The 13,875-nt window shown below is 58.6% G+C and carries 16 protein-coding genes, 1 other RNA gene and 1 pseudogene; 7 read left to right on the top strand and 11 right to left on the bottom strand.

Annotated elements, in window-relative coordinates; translation table 11 throughout:
• Window position 1: 1 nt before the first annotated feature.
• Entirely contained in the window at window positions 2–277 is a 276-nt protein-coding gene (locus tag Syncc8109_RS04995) for a DUF2103 domain-containing protein (RefSeq protein WP_006851066.1), read from the top strand.
• Window positions 278–646: 369 nt separating this feature from the next.
• Here Syncc8109_RS04995 and Syncc8109_RS12565 read toward each other — a convergent pair whose 3' ends face one another.
• A complete protein-coding gene (locus Syncc8109_RS12565; RefSeq protein WP_006852005.1) occupies window positions 647–799 on the bottom strand; it encodes a hypothetical protein in 153 nt (50 codons plus the stop codon).
• Window positions 800–942: 143 nt separating this feature from the next.
• Between Syncc8109_RS12565 and Syncc8109_RS04985 the strand changes: the two genes are divergently transcribed.
• Window positions 943–1,155, top strand: a complete 213-nt coding sequence (locus tag Syncc8109_RS04985) for a hypothetical protein (protein WP_006849573.1) — start codon at window positions 943–945, stop codon at window positions 1,153–1,155.
• A gap of 577 nt (window positions 1,156–1,732) precedes the next feature.
• Here Syncc8109_RS04985 and Syncc8109_RS04980 read toward each other — a convergent pair.
• From Syncc8109_RS04980 to Syncc8109_RS04965, 5 genes and pseudogenes are all read right to left on the bottom strand, one after another.
• Window positions 1,733–2,557 (bottom strand): annotated as a pseudogene (locus tag Syncc8109_RS04980) (DNA recombination protein RmuC).
• Between the two features lie 114 nt (window positions 2,558–2,671).
• Entirely contained in the window at window positions 2,672–2,917 is a 246-nt protein-coding gene (locus Syncc8109_RS04975; protein WP_006849979.1) for a DUF3104 domain-containing protein, read from the bottom strand.
• Window positions 2,918–3,522: 605 nt separating this feature from the next.
• Window positions 3,523–3,706: non-coding RNA, 6S RNA (ssrS, locus tag Syncc8109_RS11690), on the bottom strand.
• A gap of 7 nt (window positions 3,707–3,713) precedes the next feature.
• Window positions 3,714–4,874 carry a 5-(carboxyamino)imidazole ribonucleotide synthase gene (locus tag Syncc8109_RS04970; protein ID WP_006850104.1) on the bottom strand — a complete coding sequence of 387 codons (1,161 nt, stop codon included), beginning with the start codon at window positions 4,872–4,874 and terminating at the stop codon, window positions 3,714–3,716.
• 52 nt (window positions 4,875–4,926) lie between these two features.
• Window positions 4,927–5,799 carry a carbohydrate ABC transporter permease gene (locus tag Syncc8109_RS04965; RefSeq protein WP_025362247.1) on the bottom strand — a complete coding sequence of 291 codons (873 nt, stop codon included), beginning with the start codon at window positions 5,797–5,799 and terminating at the stop codon, window positions 4,927–4,929.
• Window positions 5,800–5,860: 61 nt separating this feature from the next.
• Between Syncc8109_RS04965 and aroB the strand changes: the two genes are divergently transcribed.
• Window positions 5,861–6,976 carry a 3-dehydroquinate synthase gene (gene aroB, locus Syncc8109_RS04960; RefSeq protein ID WP_006850900.1) on the top strand — a complete coding sequence of 372 codons (1,116 nt, stop codon included), beginning with the start codon at window positions 5,861–5,863 and terminating at the stop codon, window positions 6,974–6,976.
• Here aroB and Syncc8109_RS04955 read toward each other — a convergent pair.
• Window positions 6,930–8,120 carry a class I SAM-dependent methyltransferase gene (locus Syncc8109_RS04955; protein WP_232202477.1) on the bottom strand — a complete coding sequence of 397 codons (1,191 nt, stop codon included), beginning with the start codon at window positions 8,118–8,120 and terminating at the stop codon, window positions 6,930–6,932. The genes aroB and Syncc8109_RS04955 overlap by 47 nt on opposite strands.
• Before the next feature lie 40 nt (window positions 8,121–8,160).
• On the opposite strand from Syncc8109_RS04955, the gene Syncc8109_RS04950 reads away from it, so the two are divergent.
• The gene (locus Syncc8109_RS04950) at window positions 8,161–8,970 is read left to right on the top strand and encodes a TPM domain-containing protein (RefSeq protein ID WP_006849592.1); all 810 of its coding nucleotides are present in this window, start codon (window positions 8,161–8,163) and stop codon (window positions 8,968–8,970) included.
• Window positions 8,971–8,995: 25 nt separating this feature from the next.
• On the opposite strand, the gene Syncc8109_RS04945 is transcribed toward Syncc8109_RS04950, so the two are convergent.
• From Syncc8109_RS04945 to Syncc8109_RS04935, 3 genes are all read right to left on the bottom strand, one after another.
• Window positions 8,996–9,715, bottom strand: coding sequence for a glycoside hydrolase family 104 protein (locus tag Syncc8109_RS04945; RefSeq protein WP_006851765.1), 720 nt, complete (start codon window positions 9,713–9,715; stop codon window positions 8,996–8,998).
• A 207-nt stretch (window positions 9,716–9,922) separates the two neighbouring features.
• Window positions 9,923–11,008 carry a hypothetical protein gene (locus Syncc8109_RS04940; protein WP_006851372.1) on the bottom strand — a complete coding sequence of 362 codons (1,086 nt, stop codon included), beginning with the start codon at window positions 11,006–11,008 and terminating at the stop codon, window positions 9,923–9,925.
• Window positions 11,002–11,850, bottom strand: a complete 849-nt coding sequence (locus tag Syncc8109_RS04935) for a TIGR04168 family protein (RefSeq protein WP_071823056.1) — start codon at window positions 11,848–11,850, stop codon at window positions 11,002–11,004. The genes Syncc8109_RS04940 and Syncc8109_RS04935 overlap by 7 nt, the downstream gene beginning before the upstream one ends.
• A gap of 53 nt (window positions 11,851–11,903) precedes the next feature.
• Between Syncc8109_RS04935 and nadA the strand changes: the two genes are divergently transcribed.
• The 3 genes from nadA to Syncc8109_RS04920 all read left to right on the top strand — a co-directional run bounded on the left by nadA (window position 11,904) and on the right by Syncc8109_RS04920 (window position 13,587).
• Window positions 11,904–12,836 (top strand): quinolinate synthase NadA, encoded by a 933-nt coding sequence (gene nadA / locus Syncc8109_RS04930; protein ID WP_006850057.1) that lies wholly within the window; start codon window positions 11,904–11,906, stop codon window positions 12,834–12,836.
• Complete coding sequence (locus tag Syncc8109_RS04925; protein ID WP_045172722.1) at window positions 12,833–13,126, top strand: hypothetical protein; 294 nt, start codon at window positions 12,833–12,835, stop codon at window positions 13,124–13,126. Before nadA ends, Syncc8109_RS04925 begins: the two co-directional genes overlap by 4 nt.
• A gap of 107 nt (window positions 13,127–13,233) precedes the next feature.
• The gene (locus tag Syncc8109_RS04920; RefSeq protein ID WP_232202476.1) at window positions 13,234–13,587 is read left to right on the top strand and encodes a hypothetical protein; all 354 of its coding nucleotides are present in this window, start codon (window positions 13,234–13,236) and stop codon (window positions 13,585–13,587) included.
• Here the strand turns inward: Syncc8109_RS04920 and Syncc8109_RS04915 are convergent, their stop codons facing one another.
• A complete protein-coding gene (locus Syncc8109_RS04915) occupies window positions 13,588–13,821 on the bottom strand; it encodes a hypothetical protein (RefSeq protein WP_006851590.1) in 234 nt (77 codons plus the stop codon). It lies immediately after the preceding gene.
• Window positions 13,822–13,875 lie beyond the last annotated feature (54 nt).

The following is a 13,875-nucleotide window of genomic DNA, read 5'->3' as shown; positions in this document are numbered from 1 at the left end:
TTTGGGCCGGGTCGTCATCACCCACAGCACCTATGTGGACGGCTTAATCCCATGGCTGAAGGCCCTGTCCCATGAAACGGAGATCCAGACGATCACTCCTGCCGTGATCAGCCGGGTGCGTGGCCGCAGTCCTGAACTGCAGCTCCGGGTGTCCACCCCGATCACAGGGGGATACAAGCTGGTGGCCCGCAAGGGGACATCAGCCCAGGAAGTCTTTGTGGTGACGTCGATGAGTCGGCCAGACCTGGAACAGGCAGTCCTGCATCACCGCCCCTGAAGGGGTTGGCCTGACTCAAATCCGGCAGCACGACAGACCTCAGGATGACCAACGCCACGCTGGGATCTCGGGGACAGAGTTCAGCCCAATCGGATCGGCGGAAACATTGGGGAAGGATGGCCCGGTATGCGACTAAAGCGTCAACCGGGAGAAAGGGGTCAGCGTCAGCCGCGGGGCTGCCGAAACAATCCACAAGCAGCGCGCTTGCCACCAGGCCGAAAACAGATGAGAAGAAAGAAACCAGCACTGAAGGATGAACAGTGAAGCGATGCGGAAAAGTGATTCTCAACAACACCGACAGCCAACAAACTCAATTGGAGAATGAACTGGATTCCCTGAATCCATGCACAGTGACATCAACAAGTGACATTAATCATTGGCGTCAGATACAGGAATCTTAAATTCCATGAACAGCGCTTCCGCATCAGCATAAACTTTCTTTTCGCGCAAATAAAAGACCTGAGCTTTCCACCAATCCCAGGTTTCGATTTGGATCAGTTCGTCCAGACGTGGATCACGCATCGCAGCAATGCAACCAAACAAGCAAACAAACAAACAAACGCTAAGGACAGGCAAAGAGCTGACAAGCTTTGTTCACACAGCCGTAAGCATCATCGACTACACAACAGCACAGGGGTAGCATTGATGGCTGAAGCGATCGATCCATGCCCCTCGAAATTGCCGTCAAAGAAGGGCAACAAACAATGGAGAGCATGGGCAGTTTTGACGACCTCGAAGACGCTTTGGCCGAATTCAACGAATTGATCAACCGTCGAAACTGGCATCAGAGCGTGACCACCATCTCGCTAACCGACACCGATAAAAACAAATGCCTCGCCCAGTACGCGCTGCAGGAGTTCAACCACTCTGAGAGATAAAGCTCTAGTGAGCAGGGCTCAATGAACCGGAGATATATCGTCCAACAAATTCTCGCAAAGCCCCCCGATAGCTTCAATCGAAGAGTGGCCCACACGAATCAAGACAAGGATAAGTAACTGGTGAAGACATATACGACCGAATGGCGACTGGGTGCACGACGTTCGCTCCCAAAAGCGCCATCGCTATTCATTACATCCGCATATGAGCAGCACATTCATCATTACAGTGAAGCTAAGTCACTCAACATTTCTCTGCTTACGAACGCAAGCAAAGAGATCTAAGATGCAGAAGATGTCATCAATGCACAATGAGCGGCAAAATCTTGGTCACAGGAATTGTTACATTCTTCATTCTCTTTTTCATGGTTGAATCATGGCTCATGAGAGGATTAGCAGGCTAAACATTTGAATTTATCCCCAATTTGAGTGCATCCTTGACGTAGATTATTTGAGGAATTTTCCTTGAATAGGCATTTAAAGTAATTTAGTAAACCAAATTTTTGATATTCACTTAATGCAGCTGCATAGTTTTGTATGTTTCCAGCTGATCTTGGTCTGACCACTTTGTGTGATTGATTTATTCCCCAGTTTGAATTTCCCTAACAACACTATGGATGCCATAGTTCAGCTTTGCTTCCCAGCCTTGCCCAGCTAGTTCAGAGAATCGTCTGCCCTGAGGAATCAATCTGCTCTGTGCTGATCCAACAGCTTCGTTGTAGCTCTTGTTGAGTCGCGCCAGGTTGCTGCCGACAGCATTGAACTTGTCGACGAAGGTCAGGAAAAACTTGTGCAGCTCGACAGCGTTGTTCTGAATCTCCTCGATGTTGGTCGCTATCTCGGCTTGCTGAATTGACATCGCCAACCCCTTGAGGATGGCCAGCAAGCTTGTCGGGAAGGTCAGGATGGTGTTCTTGCTGAATGCGTACTCCAAGAGGTCTGGATCGCGCTCCAGTGCCATTGATAGGGCGCCTTCAACAGGGATAAACAGCACCACACCATCCACGACTTGACCCAGGGAACTGAGCTTGCTCGCGTAATCCTTCTTGCTCAGCAGGTCGACATGGCTACGCACCTTCCGCAGGTGCTCCTTCAGGGCTGCTTCTCGCTGTGCCTCATCGCTCGCTTGTAGAGCGTCCAAATAGCTCTCAATCGGTGCCTTTGAGTCAACGATCAATCGACGCGAACCAGGAATGGTGATCACGCAGTCCGGTCTCTAGGCACCTTCTTCAGTCCCAACGTGGACCTGTTCATCAAAGTCGCAGTAGTTGATCAGCCCAACAAACTCCAGGATCCTTTTGAGGTTCACCTCACCCCACCGACCTTTGACGTTTGGAGACCTGAGCGCTGAGGTGAGTTGCTGCGCTGCGCCCTGGACGTCTTCGCTCAGTTGACGCAGGTCCATGGTGGTCTGAGCGAGCACACCTAACTTCTCGACGGACTCTTTTTGAAGCACCTGCAGTAGCTCTGGCCGCGGTGGTCCTCAGGGCCACACCCTTCAGGTACGCACGGCAGTGGTTCAGACCCTCGGACAGTTGTGAGTCACGAGGTCAGCGTTGATCCAGTTGATGACGCCTGTATCGACATCAGCCACTTGGAAAAACGTTGGAACCTTCGGGTTTCTGGCACCGCCATCGACCCAAATCACATCAGCCATCCGCCAGCCGCTGCCGTCATCAAAGATCACGGTCATTCCTGTTTTGACGTGCAGGAAAACGGGATCCGACTTGGGCGCTGCAACGGCGCTTGCATGATCAATCGACATCCATCCTCCTAAGTACGCCTGTACTGCTCCTGTTGGTGCGGCGAGGTCAACTTCCTGTAAACAGCGCTGACCTGACTCCCCGCATCGCCTCAGGGAGTCAGTGCAGTGATCAGCGCCAATGGTCATTGGAGAAACCATTGGATGGAGGCTGCAGGAACCCTCCGAAGACACAATCACCCCGGCCAATGACTTGTTGCCGCATCAATGAAGCGCTTGCAGCGGCCAAATGAGCCACACCAATGTTTCGACAACCTGGAGGCCGGAAGAAAACTGGAGGCTTCGGCAGACCGTTCAAATGGCAGGCGCATCTTGACCCTGCAGGCATGAGGGATCTGCCTGCCGCTGGGAGTCGAGGACCACTTGGCCTCCTCCCGCACAAATGGGGAGTCGAGGTCCATTAGGCCTCTTCCCCACACCTTTCAAAAAACCAGGAGAAATTTCTGAGGTCCCTAAGCGTATGGGCATTGAACTGAAATGCCCCCATACCCCCTCTTCTCTCTGATAGGACGAGGAGCCAGTTCGCTTGTGCGACTCAATAAGCCCCACTGATCAAACTTGTGGGGGTTTCTCAGGTCAACCAAGCCCGAGACTCGTTGGTATGAAAAGGGTGAACCGCCATGCCGTGCGAGCCCCAGTGGTCGACCTGGAAGAACCAGAAGGGGCAACAAAGTGGGGTTTCGTTTCCGGCTGCATGGCCGGTCTACGTCACCGTCACGACAGTCTCCCCAAGTCGAAAGAGAGTCAGATCAGAGCACTAGAGAAAGGCCGTCACCAACACAGCAGTTCATGGTCAACCTTAGTCCTGACTCTCGCTCTCGAGGGGCCATATCCGGCGAATGGCGGCAAGTGCTGACTCAGCCTCATCGCGCCGCTTGAGGAGCGTGTCACCCTCGAGCAGCAGCGTCACGTGCCCCAACTTGCGTCCAGGTGTTTCCGGTGACTTGCCATACCAGTGCAGGTGAAGCCCCGGCATGGCTTCCAGGGCCTCAAGCCGCTGATCCAAAGGAGGATGGCGTTCGGGATCCAAGCCGAGCAGGTTGACCATCAAGGCACCACGGCTTTTGAGCTCGGGATCAGGCACGGGAAGGCCAGCAGCGATGCAGAGCTGCTGATCGAACTGACTGCTGGTGCAGGCCTCGATCGAGAAATGCCCGGAATTGTGGGTGCGTGGAGCAATTTCATTCACCTGCAGGCCAGCTGGCCCGTAGAAAAACTCCAGAGCCAACACCCCTACATAGCCGAGCTTCGTCAGCAGAGAAGCCGCCACGTTGTAGGCCAGCGCAGCCACCGAAGGATCCACGGGAGCAGGGGCCAGAACCCAGTCACAGACTTGTCGGTGTTGGTGGGTTTGCACCAGCGGAAAATGGCGAATCCGGCCGCGCTGATCGCGGCTGACCACGAGAGCCAACTCCAGCTCGTAGTCCACCCAGGATTCCAACAGCCATTCATCGGCGGGGACCGCCCGCAACAACTGCGCTAGCGAATCAATGTCGTGCAACACCACCGTGCCCTTGCCGTCGTAACCACCGCGGGATGCCTTGCCCATGACGGGGAATGTCCAGCCCTGAGGAAGCGCGGGTTGGGCCGATGAAATCAAACTCAGCGGACACCAGGGCGGGCTCGGGATCGCCAGGTCATCGAGCAGCTGGCGCTGCGACAACTTGTCGACCAGGGGCGAAAGCGCAGCCAGCGATGGCTGGAAACGAACCCCCTGCTGCTCCAGTGGCAGAAGGGCATCGATATTGACCCACTCGTTCTCGAAGGTGATGCCGTCACAGCCCACCACCAGCTCCCGGGTTCCTGCTACATCCCGGGGATCCGCTGCCACGAGACGCGAGGCCAAACCAGCCGCGGGATCAGCTGCATCGGAGGTTTGAACAGCGATGGGAACATCTCGTTGCGCGGCGGCCTGCACAAGCATCCGTGCCAGCTGACCACCTCCCACAACGCCGATCATCGTGTCCGAGCTGATGTCCGCAGCTTGCCACTTTGCAAGGTCGATGACAGCGTCAGATCAGGGGCCTATCGCCAGCGAAGGCCAACCGGATCATGGTGAACAGGAACACCAACAGGAACAGCGCCAGGCCGAGGGTGCAGGCGTAGCTGATCTCCAATTCGGCGAAGGCCTGGTCATACACGTAATAAACGATGGTTCGAGTGGCATCCGCAGGACCTCCCTGGGTCATCAGGAACACCTCCTCGAACACCTTCGTGGCCGCGATCGACGACACCACGGCGACCAGGGTTACGTAGGGACTCATCAAGGGCAGGGTGATATCGAGATGCTTTCTCCAGCCCTCGCTGCCATCCAGCTCCGCCGCCTCATAGAGCTCCTGGGGAATGCCCTGCAGACCCGCCAGAAAAATCACCATGTAATAACCAAGTCCCTTCCAGAGGGTCACCAACATCACGGCGGGCAGGGCCAGCTGCGGCGTGGTGAGAAAACCAATCGGGCTGAAGGAATCACCAAGCAAGGCGCTCAACCATCCATTGATCAGTCCGTTCTCGGCATAGAGCCAGCGAAAGGCGATGGCTGCGACGACAATCGACACCAGCACCGGGGTGTAGAAAGCGCCCCGCAGAAGACACCGACCGGGCAGCCCCTGGTTCACCAGCACCGCCAACGCCAGCGCCCCCAGAACGATGGAAGGCACCACACCAACCAGATAGAGGAAGGTGGTGACCAGCACCTGCCGCGCCATCGGATCCGAAAGCAGGCGCTCCAAATTGGCCAAACCGACAAAACGCAGGGGTTCACTGACATCCAGCCCCGTGGCGGTGAAACTCATCACCAGAGCCATCAGGGCCGGCAACAGCACCGACAAACTGATCAGCACCACAGCCGGCAACAGGAACGCCCATGCCGAAAGGGAGTTGCGCACTGATCTTCCGCGCACAGGACCAGCGAAACTATTGCGAGAGTAGGTGGGTTCCAACGGTTTCATGACCACAATCACCCCGTTGCACCACATCCGCGTTGCGCTGGAGCGCAATCCCTACGACGTGGTGATTGGAGACGGCGGCCTGGCCAGGCTTGGTCAGCAGATGCTGGATGCTGGAGTGCAGGCTGGAAGGCGTGTGCTGGTGGTCAGCAATCTGGATGTCGCCAGTCCCTACGGCGACGCCTGCCTGAACAGTCTCAGAGAGGCAGGTTTCAGCGTGGAGCTATTGGTGATTGACGCCGGCGAAACCCAGAAGACCCCAGCCACGGTGGCGGAAATCCACGATGCGGCTTACAACGCCAAACTCGAACGCAGCTCCTTGATGGTGGCCCTCGGCGGCGGCGTTGTGGGGGACATGACCGGCTTTGCGGCAGCCACCTGGCTGCGGGGCATCCAGGTGGTGCAGGTGCCCACAACCCTGCTGGCCATGGTTGATGCATCGATCGGTGGCAAGACCGGGGTCAACCATCCCCGCGGTAAAAACCTGATCGGCGCCTTTCACCAGCCGCGGCTGGTCCTGATCGATCCCTCCACCTTGAACACGCTGCCGGAACGCGAGTTCCGGGCGGGCATGGCCGAGGTGATCAAGTATGGAATTCTCGGCGACACGTCGCTGTTCGAAGAACTTGAGGCCTGCGCAGACCCGAGCACGCCCGCTGGGCTTGGAGCCGAACGCCTGAGCTCGATCCTGCAGCGATCGGCCGCGGCCAAGGCCCGGGTGGTAGCCGCCGACGAAAAGGAAGGTGGCTTACGAGCGATCCTCAACTACGGCCATACCTTCGGCCACGTGGTGGAGACCCTCTGCGGCTATGGCACCTGGCTGCATGGTGAGGCGGTCGCCATTGGCATGGTGGCCGTGGGTGAACTCGGCGTGCTGCGGGGCAGCTGGAGTCGCGACGATGCTCAGCGCCAACGTCGTCTGATCCACAGCGCCGGACTCCCCACCGCCTGGCCGGATCTCTCCGCCGATGCCGTTTTAAACAGCTTGCAGGGGGACAAGAAGGTGCGCGACGGTCGCCTGCGCTTCGTGATGCCCACCGGCATCGGAACCGTTGAGATTCGCGATGACGTCAGTCGCGACGAGATCCTGAGCTGCCTTGAGCGCCTGAAAGGCTGAAGCCGTCTTCCGGCAATCCGCGCCGGTAGGTGAGCCAGCGAAACCCACCGAGCCCCGCTGGGTCCACCAGTCGAAGCAGGGCTTCACGCCGTTGCAAGGCTTCCGCCAACTGTTGGCCCGGTAGCTGCTGCAGCCCATACAGACGCTCCGCAAGCCCCAAGGCCAGCAGGGCTTCGCCCTGCTTCGCCTGATCACCCACCATCCAGCCGTTACGCTGAGCCGCCTCATCCACGACCTCGATACAGAGGTGTGCCGTGAGGTCCTGCTCGCCGGGGTGATCGAAGGGCGACAGCCCCGCCTGCTGAGCGCAAACAGCCATCAACGTGCCGTCGGAGCGCCGGGCTGTGAAATAACGCTGGGCCTCCAGGGCGTAATCAATCACTAGCAGTACACCCGCATCCACGGCGGCCGCAGCAGCAGCGAACCAGTCGGGCAATGCACTGTTCCACTCCGTAGTCCACCCCTCTTCGACATCGGGGGGCGGCAACTGAATGCTGCCTTGGCTGCACACACGCCTGATCTCCTGGTGCAAACCATCGGGGAGAGGCCGATGCGTCGTTTGAAGGCCACCGCTTGGATTGAGCTTCACCCACTGCTGCTGGAGGGATCCTTCCCGCCAGATCAAGCGCTCTACCGGTAGGGCATCCAGCAACTCATGGGCGATCACCACCCCATGAACCGGAGCGCGGCGCAACGCTTCCAGGGAACACCAGCGCAGTGGCAGATCATCCGTCTCTTGCAGCAGAGCCTGTTGCCGCCGCCGCATGCCGGGATTGGCCTCCACCAACACCAATTCGATCCGAGCCAACAGCTCTGAATCAGCACCACGCAACGCAGCAACGAGATCCCGGGCCAGATGGCCTTCGCCAGGGCCGATTTCCACGATCGACAGGCGTTGATCAGGCTCAATTCGGGGAATCGAAGTCAGCCAGGCCAGGATTTGAGGAGCCAGAAGGGCTGCGAAATCACTACCCAGCGAGGGGGAAGTGACGAAATCACCCTGGGCTCCGATGCGTGCACGGCCTGCGCCGTAATACCCGTGATCCTGCTCATTCAGAGCCAGATCCATAAACCGGGAAAACGGAACGGCACCCCCCGCCTGGTGCAGATGCGTTGCCAACCAGTCGGGACAGGACGCAGCCATCGGTTCCATTGGAGAGAATGCCGGTCGCTGCAGCAGTTCCATGGGAACACATCACATCCGACATCTGTGGAGCCTCATCGTGGTGGCTCTGGTCAGCCTGGGTGTTCTGGTGACCCCGGCTGAGGCCTACGACAACCCGGAGCTGCTGCCGGATCACCCCACCCCGGTGATCGACCTCGCCAAGGTGTTCAGTGACACCCAGCGGGCCCAGCTGGAAGCATCCCTGGCGGATGTGGAGGAACGCACTGGCTGGAAGATGCGGGTTTTGACCCAGTACGAGCGCACGCCGGGTCTGGCCATTCGCGAGTTCTGGGGCCTGGATGAAAGCAGCCTGCTGCTGGTGGCCGACCCGCGCGGCGGGAACCTGCTGAACTTCAATGTTGGCGATGCCTACTTCGCGATGATGCCGCGCACCTACTGGGTGGAGCTACAGACCCGCTACGGCAACCAGTACTACGTGAAGGATCACGGCGAAGACGGAGCTGTGCTGGATGCTCTCAATGCAGTGGAAATCTGTCTGGACCGTGGTGGTTGTCAGGTAGTGCCTGGCCTTCCCCAGGAACAGTGGCTTTGGACTCTGACCACCTCGATCTTTGGCGGGTTGATTGCTGGCTTTGCGGCCTACCCCCGGAAGGAGGGCGAAACCATCGCCTGGGCCTGGTTGCTGCTGCTCTCACCACTGTGGGTAATGCTATTTGGCGTCTTCGGAGTAGCCCCCGTGGTGACGCGCACCTCAGAGGTGATGCCGCTGCTGCGCAATGGGGTTGGTTTCCTGGCGGGAGGCATCGCCGCGTATCTGATCGCGCAAGCCACCGTCGGCAGGAAACTTCAGAACGACGCCGAAGGCTAAGGAACGTCGAGAAACGTGACTGTCGTCAGAGCCGTGTGGCGCATTCAATGCGCGACCCGGTGCAGAGGGCCGGGGGAGGAGCGATGAGAGCCTGGCGCTTTACATCACGCAGACGCCGCAACTCCGCGAGATTGACGTCATAGAAGGAACGCAGACGTGCGTATTTCTTGACGGGCTGACCGTAGTAGCTGCGACCGGCGAGGGTAGGGAAGGACGCCCATTCGGGAGCCAGCATGGCGGCGAGCAGCGGGGTGAGAACACCGGTGTCGGTCAGACCCAGGGCTTTGCGCCGCTGGATCAGAAATAACGCGCCCTGGTCCTGAGCCTCAGGGCCGAAACCGCGCACGCCGATGCTGCGCCGAACCAGGTTCCAGGTGAAGGGCATGAACTGGTAGGCCCCAGCTGCTGCACTGGCGTAGCGGGAGCTGTAGATCACCCGGTTGGGATGTCGGTCGAGGGAAGGCATCAAGCCACCGCCGAACATCACCCGATAGCCCACATCCAGACCACCTTTCCAAGTACCTTCGGCAAAACGGATCGTGTTGAGCAACGCCCGACGTTCGGGCGTGATCACGTAGGGAATGGCCCGGCTGGGCTGGAACTCGGAGGTATGGATCAGCTGCGCCCGAGAGGCGGGAGGCAACAGGCTCGCCTGGGCAGGAAGAACGGAACTGAGGGCAGGCAGCACTCCGACGATCATGGCCGCATTAAGCGTCTGACGACCGATGAATGCAGAGGTAGCCATAAAGAGCGTTCAAGGAGCGTGCCCTCGAAAGAGGACTATGAGCAGATCAGAAGCGGATGAAATGCTCGAGCAGAAAAAATTTCCACCTGTGTGACTTTCTCGAATCAAAAGCTCAAAGCAATAGGTAGATATGCCAGTCAAACAATCGACCGGACCGCTAACAGACAGGAAAATCAGCTTAAAAAGGTGATGAAAAAATACCGAAATTTAAAATTGACTTACAACCCAACCCACCAGTGCCAGAGCGGCTTCTTGAGCCCCTGATGCAGAAAGAGGGGCTTCGCTTGGCGCCAGCAACGGCTGGTCCAGCTGCCATTCCCCTGTGTCCAGCTCCTGACGGCTGAGGCAGCGGTGCTGGGCGTGGCGACGCAGACCATCCATCAACGCCGAAGCCTCAGCAAATCCGCTGCGCTCCACGACGTGCATCCCAACCCCTTGTGCCATCGCCTCGCAGAAGCTGCTGAAACCGGGCTTGCCCAGAAAACGGGAGCAACGGCCGAGCACATCGACGGGACGCAGCCCATCCGGCAGAAACGTGAGGTTGGGGAGCGCCGCCAACTCAGGTGCATGCGAGGCATCTGCTGAAGCCGGAAGCAGGAAATGGTGGTTGGGCCAGAGCTGAAACAGATCCCGCGAAAGGGACAAGCCCAGACCTCCAAAACCCACCAACACCAGGGGAGCATCCTGGGCATCAAGGCAAGCATCAAGATCCACCGGGATGGGCCGCAGGCTGGCGCAAACCAAACCGAGCCTCTGTTCAGGCAACCCCCAATTCATGGCGAGGTCAAACGGACAGCGCAGCAACAGATCACCGCAGCGGTAGGCCTCAGCGGCAGCATCGGCCCAGCGTTGGAAGGCAGACCCCAAGGGGCGATAGATGTCATCCCACCCGAAATTGCTCATCCACACCAGAGGTGCATCGAGGCGCTGGGCCAGGGTGGCTGCGGCCGGGGGAATATCCCCGATGATCAACACCGGTTGCCTCTGCGACGCAAGCCATAGGGCCTCAGCCTCGATCAGGGCCGGCAGCCCTTGCTCCAGCTGATCCAGGGCCCTGAGGGTGGCGGCGCAATCCACACCGAGCGCGTCGGCCTGCACCATGCCCACATCCCATTGACAGGACCGCTGCTCAATCGCTGCATCCCCCAACAGCAGTTTGAGTACGGGGGAGGGCAGACCCGAACTCATCACCAAGATCCATTCAGGACGCAGGCGGCGCAGTTGCTGAAGCACCGCAGCATCGCGAGCCGCATGGCCGAAGCCGTGGCTGCTGCTGCAGAAATAGATCAGCACGGCAACGGAGCATCGATCGGCAACTGCTCCTGATGAATCAACTCAGCATCGGGGGTGTACCAGCGATGGGCGAGCTGAATGAGGCTGGCCCCCTGGAATTCAGCCCAGGAGAGATGCAGCAGCGTTCGACCTTGCCCATCAACCCCTGAACGCGGCACACAGGCGGCATTGATCAGCGCGGTTCCATGACGATGACGCAACAGGGTCTGGCGGAAGCCAGAGCCGCGCTTGAGGGCATGGTGCATGTGGCCAAAGATCACCAGATCGGCAGGTCGGTCTTTAGCCATGCGGTCCAGGGCAAGTGCCAGATCCTGATCCCCCCAGTCCACCGCCGGTGTCTTCCAGTCGCGTCCGCAGGGACTGGCGGCCTCGGATCCCAACCCTGAGGGACCGCAGTGGGCCATGACGATCAAGGGCTGATCAGCGGGTACATCAGCAGCGGCCTGCACAATCCGCTCGGCTGAAGCCTCAAGCGACGCCGGGCCGTACACCGCCTCTACCGCTTTCGACAGATGAAAACCTCCACCAGCACTGCAGGGACGCGCACCCACAACCGTCAACGGGAGCTCCGGCCATTGGATTGAGCGCCAGGCGCAATGGAAATCGCCGAGCACAGCGAGTTGTTGCTCGAGGATGCCGCCACTGCGATCTCGCCCGCGGTCGTGGTTCCCCAGGATCACGGCCACGGGGAAGGGAAGCCGCGTGATCCGGCGCGTCAGACGCAGATCCCCATCAGCAAGATCACCAACGAAGAGAACAGCGTCGGGCTTGAGCTGCTGCAGCAGCTGCTCATCCGCGTCGCCCCAGGCGCCGTGCAGATCACCGGCAATGGCAAGTCGCAGGTGCTTCAGAGCGAATGCCTAGGCTATGGCCATCCTGCCCCGAATCGGTCCTGATGAGCGCTGACACCGCCCTTGTTGCGGCGATCAACCGGCTTCGCCAGGACCGCAATGCCGTAATCCTGGCGCACTACTACCAAGAACCGGAGATTCAGGACATCGCCGATTTCGTTGGTGACTCCCTAGAGCTGTCGCGCAAGGCCGCCAGCACCGATGCAGACGTGATCGTGTTCTGCGGCGTGCACTTCATGGCGGAGACCGCCAAGATTCTCAGCCCGGAAAAGACGGTGGTGCTGCCAGATCTAGAGGCCGGATGCTCCCTGGCGGACGACTGCCCCGCCGATGAGTTTGCCCGCTTTCGTGCAGAACACCCCGACCACTTCGTGGTGAGCTACATCAACTGCACAGCCGCAGTGAAGGCGCAAAGCGATCTGATCTGCACCAGTAGCAATGCCGTTGATCTGGTGAACCAACTGCCTGCCGATCAGCCCGTTCTGTTCGCCCCCGATCAGAACCTGGGGCGCTGGGTTCAGCAACAGAGCGGTCGCGAGCTGACCCTCTGGCCGGGACGCTGCATCGTTCACGAGACCTTCAGCGAAGAAGCCCTGCTGGCCCTCAAGCACGAACATCCCAAGGCTGAAGTGATCGCCCACCCCGAATGCCAGCAGAATCTGCTGGACCTGGCGGATTTCATTGGATCCACCAGCAAGCTGTTGAATTACGCCGAACAAAGCTCCTGTAACAGCTTCATCGTTCTGACGGAACCAGGGATTCTTCATCAGATGCAGCAACGGGTTCCTGAGAAAACCCTGCTCGACGTGCCAGGAATCGATGGATGTAGCTGCAATGCCTGCCCCTACATGCGGCTCAACACACTGGAAAAACTGAAGGCATGCCTGGAGACCCTCACGCCTGCGATCGAGATGGATGAATCGATGCGTTTGAAAGCCATAAAACCCATGCAGCGCATGCTCAAGATGAGCCGGTGACACCTGATCGGGCAAGCATCAGAAGCCTTGTAGTGGGCATGATCTTCGTCCTCGCAGCCTGCTCAACCATGAGCGATCAAGAGAGGAAGGCTTTCCTGTGTGAGCAATGGGACCAAGGAACCAAAAATGTGGATCAGCTCATGGCGACTTACAGCTTCGCCACAGGAAAACGATTAAAGGGGCGATCAGGCGGAGGACGTACTGGATTCGGTTTCATCGAGGGCGATCTCAAGCAACTTGCCCAAGAGGTTGATGCAGCCTGCAACGTTCAGACGATTGGACCGGAATAGATTTTCAGAACCGAAGAGACCGTTTCGAGAAGCATCCTGTGAGCCGTGTAAGAGGCATCGCCGTCCTGACCGTTTTGGCCGTTATGGCATCAGCTTCAAGCGTGAGAGTGACCGCACAACCTTGGAACCAACCGATTCCTGAACCCGCAACGGAGTCCACAGCACAAACCATCAAGTTGGCCGAGCAACTCAACACAGTGGGCGCCAGTTTTTTTGGAGCCCATTGGTGCCCAGCCTGCAAAGAACAGATGAAGCTCTTCGGCAAACAGGCCGGAGGCAACCTGAACTACGTGGAATGCGGTCTGCCCAATAAGTACCCAGACCAGCTCAGGCAGTGCAGGGATGAAAACATTCGGTCCATCCCCACCTGGACACGGCCCGGATCAACGCGGCTCCAGGGTGTTCAATCGATCAACACCCTGGAGCGCTGGAGTGGCCTGAGGCCTGAGCCACTGAATTGATCACTTCTTACGGCAATAGCCAGCGCCAACATTCATCCAGCCGGAGGGGCAGGCTTCACCATGGGTGGGCTTCATCTCGTAATAGATCGGAGACACACAGGTGGTGCCCAGAGTGTTCACGTAACCCAGGGGGCATTGGTTGTGGCCTTTGGCCTTGGGAATCTTTTTCTGAGCAAAAGCGGAACTGGGCACAGCCAGGGCTGAAACAAAGAGAGCGGCAGCGAGCAGCTTCAAGGCAAGCGGGACGAGCGCGCTCCAGGTATGGGTCTTTCAGACTGTCTGCAGCGA

Origin of the sequence: Synechococcus sp. WH 8109 (genome assembly GCF_000161795.2) — a bacterium.
Classification (GTDB): domain Bacteria; phylum Cyanobacteriota; class Cyanobacteriia; order PCC-6307; family Cyanobiaceae; genus Parasynechococcus.
Note: the sequence above shows the minus strand (reverse complement) of the source record. Positions and strands in the feature narration are given on the sequence as shown.

What these genes read in the sequence shown, in the direction of transcription:
- Syncc8109_RS12565 (WP_006852005.1), bottom strand. Translation starts at nt 799, where the DNA reads ATGCGTGATCCACGTCTGGACGAACTGATCCAAATCGAAACCTGGGAT.
- Syncc8109_RS04955 (WP_232202477.1), bottom strand. Translation starts at nt 8,120, where the DNA reads ATGGCTGCGTCCTGTCCCGACTGGTTGGCAACGCATCTGCACCAGGCG.
- aroB (WP_006850900.1), top strand. Translation starts at nt 5,861, where the DNA reads ATGACCACAATCACCCCGTTGCACCACATCCGCGTTGCGCTGGAGCGC.
- nadA (WP_006850057.1), top strand. Translation starts at nt 11,904, where the DNA reads ATGAGCGCTGACACCGCCCTTGTTGCGGCGATCAACCGGCTTCGCCAG.
- Syncc8109_RS04975 (WP_006849979.1), bottom strand. Translation starts at nt 2,917, where the DNA reads ATGTCGATTGATCATGCAAGCGCCGTTGCAGCGCCCAAGTCGGATCCC.
- Syncc8109_RS04950 (WP_006849592.1), top strand. Translation starts at nt 8,161, where the DNA reads ATGGGAACACATCACATCCGACATCTGTGGAGCCTCATCGTGGTGGCT.
- Syncc8109_RS04970 (WP_006850104.1), bottom strand. Translation starts at nt 4,874, where the DNA reads ATGATCGGCGTTGTGGGAGGTGGTCAGCTGGCACGGATGCTTGTGCAG.
- Syncc8109_RS04945 (WP_006851765.1), bottom strand. Translation starts at nt 9,715, where the DNA reads ATGGCTACCTCTGCATTCATCGGTCGTCAGACGCTTAATGCGGCCATG.
- Syncc8109_RS04985 (WP_006849573.1), top strand. Translation starts at nt 943, where the DNA reads ATGCCCCTCGAAATTGCCGTCAAAGAAGGGCAACAAACAATGGAGAGC.